We start from the raw sequence: 13,057 nt of genomic DNA on the forward strand, positions 1-13,057 counted from the left end.
CTAATCGCATTAAATTAGCAATATTAGCCATTTAAATCCCGGTTAAAGCTTATCAAAATATAATTAATACAGCCATAAAATAAAATAAGGCTGTACAAAATTGATTTTACTGTCTAACCTTAAAATGAAATATGCAATGAAACAGAGTGAAGATCGTGTTGAAGAAGCGGTTCAGCTCATTGATTAAACAATAGAATAGGGTGCGCAATGCTAGTTAACGGACTCGTATCCACACTGGAATTGATTGGTTGCCTCACAATTTACTCAGCCAGCTAGACGAGTAGGAACAATGACCATGAAACGATTTATGACGGGTGGATTTTTGTCCAGATACCTTACTAGATACATGCTATTCACTATCTTTATGGTTGCAGTATTACCTATGATGGCAAAAGCAGAGGATATTTATTCCGCACTCAACGACGATATTGCACGCTATGCACATTCTCTGGGCATTGACGCAGTAGCTATCGAAGTTGTTGATTCGCAAGGCTCCGTTTGGTCTTACGGTCTCGGAGAGGTACATACTTCAAATAAGTTAGTAGACAGAAATACACCCTTCCGAGTTGGTTCTGTAACCAAGTTATTTACAGATATTGCACTGATGCAATTGGTTGAAAAAGGGGTAGTCGACCTTGCCAAACCTGTAAATCACTACCTGCCAACATTTGCTCCTGTAAACCCTTATGGTGTTGAAATTACGGTGGAAATGCTGCTTACCCACAGGTCTGGCTTAGTTCGCGAACCGCCAATTGGTAACTACTTTGATAGTGAAGAGGCGTCACTTGATCAAGTGATCGCAAGTATTAATAGGACAACATTGGTATATGCCCCGGGCAGCAAGGTTCAGTACTCAAACGCCGCCCTAGCAGTCGTTGGACGGATCGTGGAAGTCATGAACAACATGCCTTTTGACAGTGTTATTCAGCAACAACTCATGCATCCACTGAATATGCAAAATAGCTACATGAGTATTGTGGATGTTGATCTGAGTACAATGCCGAAGGGATACATGCGACCTTATCACACCGAGCGTTTCCCCGCGCCAACCTTTGATCTTGGTATTTCACCTGCTGGGAACATGGTTTCCACTATGCAGGATTTAGGAAAGTTAGCGACAGCATTGATCAATCAGGGCAAAGCAGAGAAGGGGCGTATTTTACAAGCGAAAACGCTTACAACAATGTGGACGCCTGTTGATGAGCATGCAAGCGCCCGAGATTATGTTTTTGGCTTAGGGTTTATTCTTAGTTCAATAAATGGAGAGCTAGCCGTATCACATGGCGGGGCTGTTTATGGTTTTGCAACACAGTTTCTAATTTTGCCCGGTTCAGAGCTGGGGGTTGCAGTTTCTGCAAACGTGGATTTCGGTAATGGTGCGGTTAATCGGATAGCAGAGCATGTACTTAGTTATATATTGGCTCTGCGACAGGGAAAGCCAAGTGTTCTATTTCAACACAGTATCGAAATTAACAAGGAAGTGGCCAATTCAATGGTAGGCACTTATGCAAGCAAGGATAGCAGGATAACCGTCCGCAAAAAAAACAATGACATCTACATTGAGTGGCTCGGTGGGCTCTCACTGCGACTTATGGATTCTGTGGACGGCATTGTCATTGATGACCCTGTTAAATTTAGCACAGATGTTCAGTTTGATAATGAATCTGTTACGGTTTTTGGCACCGAGTTTAAAAGGATTATTGACACAAAACCTGAGACTGCAAACCCTGGTTACACAAGGTTTATTGGTGAATATGGCGATGATCATAACCTTCTTTACGTCTTAGAAAAAGATAATCAGCTTCACGTTATCATTGAATGGTTGGCACACTATCCCCTTGAACAGGTTGGTGAAAATACGTTCGTTTTTCCTGAATATGGTCTGTACCCGGGCGAGCAACTTACTTTTTCCGCAGCTACTACAGAACAATTATCGTCATTTGTTGATCTTGGTGAAATCCGGTTTACAAGGAGGCTGGCACAACAAACACTCACCAGTCCCGCACTTTCTAGCAAGAAGAAGGATGTATATTCAACCTTGTTTGAAACAGCTAAGGCAAGCTCGCTTCCCAAGCACTTCAATACGCAGGTTGAGGGTAACGCCGCCTTGGATTTGGTTAACTTGGCTACTCTTTCCGACACCATTGCGATCGATATTAAATATGCAACGACTGACAATGTGTTTGGGTTTCAGGTGTATTCAAGTGCTAATGCTTACCTTCATAAAGATGCTGCCAAAGCATTACTGAGTGTACACAAGCGACTGAGCAAGCACGGACTTGGCTTAATTGTATTTGATGCCTATCGCCCATGGTATGTAACGCAATTCTTCTGGGCAATTACACCAGAGATGCAACGCAAGTTTGTGGCAAACCCGGAAAAAGGATCACCGCATAATCGAGCGGGAGCTGTCGATGTGAGTCTTTATGATCTTGCCACGGGAGAAACGGTAACTATGGTCAGCGCATATGATGAAATGACCGAACGTTCCTATCCTTATTACCCCGGTGGTACCTCCATACAGCGATGGTACCGAGATCTCTTAATAACCGAGATGGCATTGGCCGGCTTCAATGTTCATAAGAATGAATGGTGGCACTTCGATTACAAACAATGGGAACAGTTTCCGTTGATGAATACCTCTTTTGAAAACCTGCAGTTATCGGAATAGTCATATGAAAACAGTTTCCCATATTTTTACTAGTGCTTGGCTCATACTACTTTGTGCCTTTGCGGTTGGCAGTGTTGAAAGTTCATGGTCAACGCCCTTGCAAAGCCCAGATAAAGAAGAAATTGATGGGTTGGAGTTACTCATAACAGAGCAAATGGACAAACATAAAGTGGCCGGTGTGACTGTGGCACTTGTTCATAAAGGCAACCTTATTTATGCAAGAGGTTTTGGCTACGCTGATATTGAGAACAACGCGCCTGTCATCGCACATGACACTTTGTTTCGATGGGGTTCTGTGTCTAAGACATTTACATGGATAGCACTTTTGCAGTTAGTGGAGCAGGGCAAAGTAGACCTGGATGCCGATATTAACAACTATCTGGTTGATGTAAGTATTCCTGATACGTTCGAACAGCCAATTACTGTACGAGATTTAATGTCTCACATGCCAGGATTTGAAGATTTGATACTAGGGCATATTTTTGAGAAAGATCCTGAGCAAGTTCTAACACTTACTGCGTACCTGCAGACTTTTAAACCTGAGCGCGTTCGGCCGCCTGGGGAATTGTTTTCCTACTCCAATTATGGATCGGCACTAGCGGGTCAAATTGTTGCAAATGTGTCAAAAATGTCGTTTGAAGATTACATCGAAAGGCACATCTTTATGCCACTGGGCATGGCAAGTTCAACCTTTCGAGAACCTTTACCAACAAAGTTCAAAGAAAGTATGAGACCAAGGTTGGCATCTAGGGTTAGTAAGTCGTTTTCTCCCTCAGGAAACACTTATGAGCAGGTAAATCATTTTACCTTTATTTCGGGAATTGGGCCGGCTGGTGCCATGTCTGCGCCTGTTACAGATATGGCTCAATTCGCATTAGCACTATTGAATCAATGTAAAGGGCTATTGGCTGTGGAAATGTGTTCCATGATGCGGGAACCCTTAACATCGATGACTGCAGCAAATCAGATTACGATCAATTATGGGTTCTTTGAACACCGTGAAATAGCAGGTCACCTCCGATTTGGACATAACGGAGGTACTGACTATTTTCACTCGGAAATGGGTATTTACCCAGAGTTGGACTTCGCAGTTTTACTCTCTACCAACACTACGACAGGCAAAGGCTTTAACAAAGAAATAGAAAAAGCCATTGTCGAACGTTTTTTTGGCGTTGTTAATAAGCCAGTTGTTCCAGTAAATGCTAACGATACCTCAGAGCCTGCGAAGCTAGCGCGCTATTCAGGTTACTACATTGATACGCGTAGGCCTGTCTCTAACGCAGAAATTTTAGTTACATTCACACAGCCATCGACGCGTGTTTCTGTTGAACCTGATGAACAGCTTTCGATAGCAGTGGGCAGTGAGCTGTTCAAAGCAAATTGGGTATCAGGCCATTTATTTTTCGACAAGGATAAAGGTCGATATTTTGAATTTGTGGAAAACGAAAAAGGGGAGATTATCAACCTTAAATCGTTAGGTTCATTAGACCGCGTGTCAACCTTTCAGACACCAGAGACCAAGTTAACACTTATTCTTATCAGTGTTGCAGTCATTTTCTTATCTTTTTTACTCGTGCTAGTGCTTTCTCTCAAACGGTTTTCGGTGCGAGAACGTCCTTCTCAGCAAAGGTTCAGGCGTGCACTGATCTTAAGTGGGTGCGCATGGGTGATATCTCTGGCACTGTTGTTATATGGGATTATCCATGACATCGGAGCCTACGCCTATCCATACGACTTCCCGTCTATTTGGATAAAGGTGGCCAGTGCATTTTGCTTGTTTTCTTCCTTTGTCACCCTAATACCCATTCAAGCAATGTTGTCTTTATGGTCAGACACAAACGTGGGCAAAGTTTATAAGATGGTTAGTCTTATACTCATCGTTAACTTGCTATTGCTCATTTCTCAATTGTACTCGCTTAACCTGCTCAGATTGTATTTCAGCTAATAAAAAATAATAAAACGGGCCGACAGAGCGTCTCTATCGGCTCGCTAAACTTTTCACCCTACGGATAATGCGATGAGAATAAATAAAGTGTTTAAAAAGGTGTTTACGTTAGTAAGTGTGAGTCTCTTGAGCTTCACCTCAATGGCCAATATGTACGATTTAGTCATAGAGAATGGCAGGGTGATTGATCCTGAGACTGGATTAGATGCAGTGAGAAATCTTGGTATTACAGCCGGTAAAATTTCAGCCGTGACCACTGAGCAATTGTCTGGTTCACATGTCATTAATGCTCAAGGCAAAATAGTCAGCCCTGGCTTTATTGATATGCACGCACACGGCCAAGACATTTTGTCAGGTCGCGTTCAGGCATATGATGGCGTCACTACTGCGCTCGAATTAGAAGGCGGTATGCTACCGGTAAGTGACTATTACGATGCTGCTGCCAGAGAAGGACGGCCAATCAACTATGGCGCATCGGTCAATTGGGGAAATGCCAGAATTGCAACCATGCTAAATGTTGAACCCGTAGCCGATATCGACTGGTTTCTAGCTGCATTCTCACAGCCAGACTGGCAATTCAAAATAGCAAATAAGCAACAATTGAACAAAATAGAGCAGCTTGTGGCGCAAGGACTTGATCAAGGAGGCTTGGGCATTGGGATCCTGATGGGATATGCGCCTGGAACAGGCTATAAGGAGTTTTTTGCTATGAATAAGTTGGCAGCGTCGCGGGGCGTGCCTACTTTCACCCATGCTCGTTATTTGTCCATGCTCGAACCTCGTAGTTCGTTCCAAGGGATCAACGAAATCATTGCTGCGGCCTCTGGTACTGGGGCACATACACACATAGTTCACTTAAATTCGATTAGCCTAAGAGACATCGCCACGATTGGGGATATGATTGAAACGGCCAGAAGCCAAGGATTACGGATCACCACAGAGGCATACCCATACGGAGCCGGTGCAACGGGTATTGGCGCAGCTATGTTTCGTGGTGACCGATGGAGAGAACGCACGGGAGGGATTTCAGCGCGCAATTTCGATGTTGATGGTAAGCGACTTACTGAGGAAGAGTTTGACCAATTCCAGTCTAAACAGCCAAATACGAAAACGATTGTTCATTTCTTAGAAGAAGACAACAGCATGGATATGCAGTTTCTAGAACAATCATTGTTATTCCCAGAAGGCGTTATTGCTAGTGATGGCGGTGATTGGCGTTTTGATGGCGCCTCTGTATCACAAGAAACCTGGCCACTTCCTGATAAGGCATGGAGTCATCCGCGTTCAGCAGGGACCTATGCCAAATTCATCGGTACCTTTGTCAGAGACAAAGCCAAAATCTCACTCATCGAGGCAATTAAACGCGTGAGTTTTGGACCTGCTAAACTACTTCAGGATGCCGTACCTCAAATGAAATACAAAGGTCGTATCCAAGTCGGTGCAGACGCTGATATCGTTATCTTCGATCTGGATGAAATAAGAGATCGCGCCACTTACGTTCGCCCTGCTCAGCTCTCACAAGGCATCGAACATGTGATTGTCAATGGCACACTATTAATTGAATACGGTCAGATTGACCTTTCGGTACTTCCTGGGCAGCCAATCAGAAACCCTATCAAAAATGAGCCTACAAGCTCATGAAAGATTTCTTTCGCATTTACCTCGTTCCCGGTTTTGTTTTTCAGTCTGTCGTTATTGGTGGAGGCTATGCCACAGGGCGTGAACTCATTGAGTTTTTCTTCGCAGCGGGGCCTATCGGAGGAATACTTGGACTCATAGTCGCAGGGACGATATTTGGCTTAGTCTTAGCCGTAGCGTTTGAGTTTGCTCGTGTGCATAACGCCCATGATTATCGCCTATTTTGCAAAGCATTATTGGGTCGATATTGGGTGTTGTACGAAGTCGCATTTTTGGTATTGCTTGTTTTAATTCTCTCCGTACTTGCGTCGGCTTCAGGTGAGCTACTCAATCAGTATGCAGGACTGCCCATTGTTTACGGCACTGTGCTTATGATGACTATTGTTGGTGGTTTAACGTACTGCGGCAGTGACACAATTCAGCGCTTTCTCATGTTCTGGTCACTATTGTTATATGGTGTTTACATCGCCATGTTCGTGCTGACTTTTTGGATTAAAGGCGAACATGTTGCGCATGTGTATCAAGCATCCACTGTGGGACATGGCTGGGTGGCAGCAGGTGTACTTTACTCTGGATATAATTTAGCAATAATTCCAGTTGTTCTGTTCGCAGTTAAGCAGCACATTTCGGCAAAGCAATCAGTGGGGGCTGGCATGTTTGCAGGCGCACTATCTGTGATCCCTGCAATATTGTTCTTTGTGTCTATGATGGCTATGTACCCTCAAGTGGGAAACTTCAGCTTCCCATCTGCTGCTTTGATGAATGCACTGGAGCTGCCTCTGCTTTCAATGATATTTCACATCGTCATATTTGGCACATTCATTGAGACTGGCACCGCACTTTTGCATTCGGTAAATGACCGCATCGAATCAAGCATGCTCGATTTAAACCGCACATTTCCAACGTATTTACGACCTTTGGTTTCCATCGCCTGCCTTGGAGGGGCGATCATCTTAGGCAACAGCATGGGGCTCATAGCGCTTATTGCACAAGGATATAGCTTGTTGACCATGGTTTTCATGGTGGTGCTTGTCTTGCCTCTGATCACTGTAGGTATTTGGAGAATACGGCGCTTCACGCCATCTGTACCTAACTAAATACGCATTAATTATCAAACTTCGAGCCAGAAAAGCCATCTGGTTACGACTCATGGGAGACAACTATGCATGACAACCCAATACACCCACCACACATAGTATTTTTGGGCGCTGAAACCAATATTGGCTATGCGAAAACGGGAACAGGACTATCGTATTGGCGACCGGAAAGGGTGGTTGGTCAATTCTGTTTACCGGGCTGCACCATAGACCTTGGGGTTCCAAACCTGACACTTGAAGACGCGGCTATGGTCGGTGTTCGTTCGGTGGTTCTGGGCACTGCGCCTGTGGGTGGCAGCATACCCGTTGAGTGGGTAACGCATTTAGAGCATGCCATTACGTTGGGGCTAGATATTATTTCTGGCTTGCATCAAAAACTGGAAACCATCGGTTCCCTCAAAAAACTTGCGCTCCAACATAATACGCGGCTCATTGACATCAGAACACCACCCAAAGATATTCCCGTTGGTAGTGGGAAACCACGCACAGGGAAGCGCCTTTTAATGGTGGGTACAGACTGTGCAGTAGGAAAAAAGTATACGGCCTTGCAGCTAGAAAGGGACTTACATGATGTAGGTATAAATGCTGACTTCAGAGCGACAGGGCAAACCGGTATTTTAATTGCCGGCAAAGGGATCCCCATTGATGCAGTGGTGTCTGATTTTGTTTCAGGCGCGGCTGAAATGACGTCGCCCGAAAGCAGCGCTGATCACTGGGATGTGATTGAAGGACAGGGGAGTATTTTTCATCCAGGCTACTGTGCCGTCAGCATGGGCTTGTTGATTGGCTCTCAGCCAGATGGCTTTGTGGTATGCCATCAAGCGAATAGAGAGACATTTTTAGGATGGCCAGATTTTGCGCTTCCATCGATTAGCGAGGTGATAGATAGAACAATTGATATAGGTCGCAAGGTGAACCCTTCCATTCAGTGTGTTGGGTTAAGTATCAATACCTCTTGTTTAGATGAACATGAGCGAGCTGCTTATCTCAACAAGCTATCACAACATTATCAATTGCCTGTAGTCGATCCTTTAATAGAGGGTACCAAGTCGATCGTGCAATACATGGCAGGCAAAAGCTTATTTCAAATTGAAGAAGGGGCAGTGCAATGAAAATGTATATTCAAAAAGTCAGTATTCCGTTAAGACACTCTTTTTCAATTACAGGATATCGGTTTGATGAAACGAAAACGGTACGTGTCAGTTTACAAGATGGACAGTTTTGTGGCAGAGGAGAAGGGGTGGGCGTCTATTACATGCAGGAAACACAGGACAGCATGTATGAGCAACTCTGCGCCGTCCAGCAGGAGCTAGAGGGCATTATCAATCCTGAGCCAAGTGTAAGTGAAATACTTCCTCCAGGTGGCGCAAGAAATGCGTTGGATTGTGCTTTGTGGGATTTACAGGCAAAGAAATCAGGCATTTCGTTGTATGACCGCTTTGGCCTAATGCGGAACCCTCTGACTACGGTTTTTACCATTGGCATAAATAACAAAGCCGTTATGGCTGATGCAGCTCGTCAATGCGCACAATACCCAACCCTTAAGGTTAAACTTGACAGTGTAGAGCCGATTGAACGATTAGAGGCAATAAGAAAGGTGAGACCAGACGCAAGCATTATTATTGATGCCAACCAAGCGTGGACGCTTGATGAATTAAAAGAATATGCACCTGCTTGTAAAAAGTTAGATATCGCTATGATTGAACAACCTTTGGCACGAGGACAGGATGAACAGCTGGTGGAATACCAGTCTCCGGTTCCTTTAGGTGCTGATGAAAGCTGTTTGCATGATGGTGAGTATACCTATGCCGCGGCGCGCTATCAGGTTATTAATATTAAACTCGATAAGTGTGGTGGATTAACGACAGCATTAAAGTTGATTGAGATGAGCAAAGCAGATGGCAAACAGCTTATGGTTGGCAATATGATTGGTACATCACTATCCATGGCTCCCGCTCATTTAATAGGGCAGGCGTGCAGCTTTATCGATTTAGATGGTCCTTTGCATCTAGCGCAAGATGTCATGCACCCAATGCACTATTCGCCACAAGGTATGGTGTCGGCCCCAAGCCAAGCATTGTGGGGGTAATGCAAAACTACGGTTCGCCAGTATAATTGCGTAGGTTATCGATTAAGCAATTACCAAATGCATTCGCCGCTGGCGATTGTGCTCTTCTTGATGGGGTCAGTAAACTCAACGGTGCCTTACCTGATATCCAATCGGGTAAGACTCTGCACAGCAAAACGGTTAGCCACCTAATTACTTTGTCTAGGTAGTCACACCTTTTGCTAATATTTCTTTTTCTCTAGCACTTGCATACACAGTGTCCCATTCTTCCAATTTAGGTTGCATCAGCTTAAACCAAAGAGGTGGTATCAAAGCGATCCCAATGGTTGTAATGTATCCTGCGATCATGGTTGGCGAATCGGGCATTGCTTTAAGTTTTTCGAATGGCACAGCGCCCTGTGCATGATGATGGCTGTGTCTGGGCAAGTTAAACATCGTCCAGCAACTTACTTTGCGATTACTATTCCATGAATGTCTAGGCTTAACTGGTTGTCTTGGGTCGCGAACTAAACCGTAATGTTCCATGTAGTTGACGACTTCCAGTATAAATTTGCAATTTATGCCGACACAAACAAACATGACGAGCCCACCAGTCCCACCGAGTATAAAGGCAATAAGCATCAATACAGCACTCATTAGCCAACCACGGATACAACGATTATGAACCGACAATATGGGCTGATTTACTCGAGCTAACCTTTTTAACTCTATCGCCCAAGCGGCTTTTTGAGTTCCGATAAAGGCTTTTGCAAAATGTACATAGACATTTCTACCACGAGGGGCTGTTGCAGGATCGTCTTTAGTCGCCACTTTGGTGTGATGATTATAAACGTGTTCAATTGAAAAATTAGCGTCAAATGAAAATGCTAGCAGCCAACGTCCTGTGCATACTGCCAAGGGGCTAGCAACGCGGTGCACCAATTCATGTGCCACCACAGTGGCTACACCGCCAAGGAGTAAACCAAGAAATGCAACACCACTTACCTTATGCCACCACAGTGTATTTTGCTTTGCATGATATAAATCGTAGTTTAGCCAATTTGAAACGGTAGTCACTGCGGCAAAATTTTGTGCTGTTCCCAACCAAACAGAACTCAAAAAGATGATAACTGAAAGTGGCAATGCACTATATAGCATGAGATCAAGTACGCTTTTATTTAACAGAGCAGGCTCACTAGTATCATCGCCAAGTAGCGCATCACCTGCGACGTAAAGCGTGACATAAACCGCAAAACCGATTGGGATATACAAGCCTCCCATCCATATGACAACAATGCCTAAACAAGCTGAAAGGTAAAAATTGAAAAACTTAATATAATGCAACACTAAGCGCACCTGTAGTTACTTGAACTGCCAAAGGGCATAGCGCTAGTGTGCATTATGTTGTCTTTTATGAATCATAGCTAAAGCAGACAACGTCCGGTCATTTGTTGCCACATCGCTCGAAATCTTTGTCTGAGTTGGTTACAGTGGTAAAACAAAAAATTACGATGAGCGTGGATAGTGCCCCTTAGCGTCCCAACGTTTTACATTGCGCAATTGAATCAACTATTGATTGAGCAAGGGTTTGATTTGAGAGCGCTCTTGCGCAAAAAAAACGCATCATTGGACGCACTTCAGCGCCCAAGCGCCACGCTATCATTGAAAGCATTTGACGAATTATTAACGGATATTGCCACACAAACAGGCCAGCCTCATTTGGGTTTACTGTTGGGAAAACGGTTGCAAGTCTCTCATCATGGGCCGTTTGGGCTAGCCATGGCGAATAGCGAAAATGTATTTGATGTAATAAATCTTGTTAGCGAATTTCTCAGTGTTCGTCTGCCTTTTTTATCGCTTAGCGCTGAGCACACAAAGCACAATGTAATAGTAACTTTAAGCAGCCTGCACCAAAGTGGTTTTGCCCACCAGTTTGTTATTGATGCGCTCGCAATGGCTTTTCTTAATATACAGAACGCATTATTTAGCAAAACAAAAACACAGCCTATCAAACGGATCTTATTCGATTACCCATTACCTGAAACGATGAATTTGCAAAAGTATTTCGAAGGAATCGCTTACACTGACAGCCATCCATTTTGTGGCATGATTTTAGACAAAGAAGCCTGCCGTACACAGCTAGAACATTATGATCCGGTTGGCCTTCAATATGCCAAGGAAATGTGTGCTCGCGAAATTACTGCACTTAAGGGGGCGCTCACAACATCAGAAAAAGTACGGGCGCTTTTTGAAAGTGAAGCAACCTTGCCTTCGCTGGAAAAAATTGCGTCTTTATTGTGTGTAAGCAAGCGTACATTGCACCGCCAATTGGAAAATGAGAATACCAGCTTTAAGCTACTTCGGGAGTCATGGTTAAAGTCTAAGGCAGCTAATTATCTATTGGTAAAAAATCTAAGTGTTGAACAGACTGCTGACTTGCTGGGTTACACGGATAGTGCCAATTTCAGAAGAGCGTTTAAGCGATGGTTTCATATATCGCCATCGAAGTTTGCGGCGCAAAATACTCTCTGAATAGCGCTTATTGGCGGCACTATGCTCGCTGTTCGACCACTGGCGCATAAAGAAATACGTTGTCGCTAGGCGAATACCAGAATTTGACAGAAAGCAGGGTCCGGCAAATAAACGTAAAGACACTTGGCCAGTATTTACGCGCTATCACCGACATGTGTGTGCAGATTATCCAGCAGATATAGAGCAAGCGCTTTTGCAACAGGCGACTGCGCTCGTCGTGACGGAGTGAGCAAACTCAATTGGGCTTTGCCTGACGTCCACTCTGGTAAGACCCTTTGTAATGTCCCATTACTGATTGCATCACGACATGTATAAGCGGGTAAACTGACAATACCCAGTCCATCAATGGCTGCATGTTTTAACGTGTTCATATCATCACTGCAAAGCTGGGGATGGTGGGGGACCGTCGTTTTCAATCCTTGTTTGTTTTCAAGCGTCCAATGTCCATTTGTAGGTTGCCAGCCAATTTTCAAGCTCTTTCTTTTAAACAGGTCATAAGGCGATCTTGGCGTGCCGGTATCCGAGAGATAGCCGGGGCTGGCAAACAAGTGCCAAGAAACAGCGCAGAGGTTTCTCTGAATAATACTAGAATCTGGCAATGTATCTGTATGTCCTCGGATTGCTAAATCAATACCCGATGAAACCAGGTCAATATTTTGGTTAGTGACCTGTTGGACAAGCTCTACTTTCGGATATTTTTGTAGAAAGTTAACCAGTAATTCCTTAATGGCAAACTGAGCCACACCCAGCGAACAGCTCATTGTTACTCGTCCATTGAGAGAGAGCTTTCTGCTTTCTATTGCTGCTTCAGCTGCTTCCATCTCATCGAGTAAAGCACGTGCATGTTGGTAAAACATCTTGCCTGTTTCAGTAACATGAAACTGACGAGATGTGCGCTGGATCAACTTGATATCCAGTCTTTCTTCCAGTTTTGATACATGCCGGCTTAGTCGTGATTTTGGCATATTCAGAGCCTGTGCAGCAGGTGTAAACCCTTGCTTCTCAACAACATGAACAAAGTAGTAATAGTCATTTAAATCAATCATTTTTACTTCATGTACGCCGTTACCTGTCTTTATTGTTCTAAATATAGAACGGTAATGTCTATTTTTCTATCTTCCAAATCA

9 protein-coding genes are annotated in these 13,057 nt (G+C 44.1%); 7 read left to right on the top strand and 2 right to left on the bottom strand.

What is annotated here, in order from left to right; translation table 11 throughout:
* Nucleotides 1–295: 295 nt before the first annotated feature.
* The 6 genes from DRW07_RS05450 (at nt 296) to DRW07_RS05475 (ending at nt 9,440) form a co-directional block, all read left to right on the top strand.
* On the top strand, nt 296–2,671 hold the full coding sequence (locus tag DRW07_RS05450; RefSeq protein WP_165870411.1) for a serine hydrolase: 2,376 nt from the start codon (nt 296–298) through the stop codon (nt 2,669–2,671).
* A 4-nt stretch (nt 2,672–2,675) separates the two neighbouring features.
* Nucleotides 2,676–4,616, top strand: a complete 1,941-nt coding sequence (locus tag DRW07_RS05455; protein ID WP_124026896.1) for a serine hydrolase domain-containing protein — start codon at nt 2,676–2,678, stop codon at nt 4,614–4,616.
* Between the two features lie 72 nt (nt 4,617–4,688).
* Nucleotides 4,689–6,257: an amidohydrolase family protein gene (locus DRW07_RS05460; RefSeq protein ID WP_124026897.1), complete on the top strand. Its 1,569-nt coding sequence runs from the start codon at nt 4,689–4,691 to the stop codon at nt 6,255–6,257.
* Entirely contained in the window at nt 6,254–7,351 is a 1,098-nt protein-coding gene (locus DRW07_RS05465) for a hypothetical protein (RefSeq protein WP_124026898.1), read from the top strand. Before DRW07_RS05460 ends, DRW07_RS05465 begins: the two co-directional genes overlap by 4 nt.
* Nucleotides 7,352–7,416: 65 nt before the next feature.
* Nucleotides 7,417–8,463: an N-acetyltransferase DgcN family protein gene (locus DRW07_RS05470; RefSeq protein ID WP_124026899.1), complete on the top strand. Its 1,047-nt coding sequence runs from the start codon at nt 7,417–7,419 to the stop codon at nt 8,461–8,463.
* Complete coding sequence (locus DRW07_RS05475; protein WP_124026900.1) at nt 8,460–9,440, top strand: dipeptide epimerase; 981 nt, start codon at nt 8,460–8,462, stop codon at nt 9,438–9,440. The genes DRW07_RS05470 and DRW07_RS05475 overlap by 4 nt, the downstream gene beginning before the upstream one ends.
* 180 nt (nt 9,441–9,620) lie before the next feature.
* Here the strand turns inward: DRW07_RS05475 and DRW07_RS05480 are convergent, their stop codons facing one another.
* A complete protein-coding gene (locus DRW07_RS05480) occupies nt 9,621–10,745 on the bottom strand; it encodes an alkane 1-monooxygenase (protein ID WP_124026901.1) in 1,125 nt (374 codons plus the stop codon).
* Nucleotides 10,746–10,922: 177 nt separating this feature from the next.
* On the opposite strand from DRW07_RS05480, the gene DRW07_RS05485 reads away from it, so the two are divergent.
* On the top strand, nt 10,923–11,930 hold the full coding sequence (locus DRW07_RS05485; protein WP_124026902.1) for an AraC family transcriptional regulator: 1,008 nt from the start codon (nt 10,923–10,925) through the stop codon (nt 11,928–11,930).
* A 134-nt stretch (nt 11,931–12,064) separates the two neighbouring features.
* Here DRW07_RS05485 and DRW07_RS05490 read toward each other — a convergent pair whose 3' ends face one another.
* On the bottom strand, nt 12,065–12,976 hold the full coding sequence (locus DRW07_RS05490) for a LysR substrate-binding domain-containing protein (RefSeq protein WP_124026903.1): 912 nt from the start codon (nt 12,974–12,976) through the stop codon (nt 12,065–12,067).
* Nucleotides 12,977–13,057 lie beyond the last annotated feature (81 nt).

The organism is Paralteromonas sediminis, from assembly GCF_003820355.1.
In the GTDB taxonomy this organism is placed as follows: domain Bacteria; phylum Pseudomonadota; class Gammaproteobacteria; order Enterobacterales; family Alteromonadaceae; genus Alteromonas_F; species Alteromonas_F sediminis.

What these genes read in the sequence shown, in the direction of transcription:
- DRW07_RS05450 (WP_165870411.1), top strand. Translation starts at nt 296, where the DNA reads ATGAAACGATTTATGACGGGTGGATTTTTGTCCAGATACCTTACTAGA.
- DRW07_RS05455 (WP_124026896.1), top strand. Translation starts at nt 2,676, where the DNA reads ATGAAAACAGTTTCCCATATTTTTACTAGTGCTTGGCTCATACTACTT.
- DRW07_RS05460 (WP_124026897.1), top strand. Translation starts at nt 4,689, where the DNA reads ATGAGAATAAATAAAGTGTTTAAAAAGGTGTTTACGTTAGTAAGTGTG.
- DRW07_RS05465 (WP_124026898.1), top strand. Translation starts at nt 6,254, where the DNA reads ATGAAAGATTTCTTTCGCATTTACCTCGTTCCCGGTTTTGTTTTTCAG.
- DRW07_RS05470 (WP_124026899.1), top strand. Translation starts at nt 7,417, where the DNA reads ATGCATGACAACCCAATACACCCACCACACATAGTATTTTTGGGCGCT.
- DRW07_RS05475 (WP_124026900.1), top strand. Translation starts at nt 8,460, where the DNA reads ATGAAAATGTATATTCAAAAAGTCAGTATTCCGTTAAGACACTCTTTT.
- DRW07_RS05490 (WP_124026903.1), bottom strand. Translation starts at nt 12,976, where the DNA reads ATGATTGATTTAAATGACTATTACTACTTTGTTCATGTTGTTGAGAAG.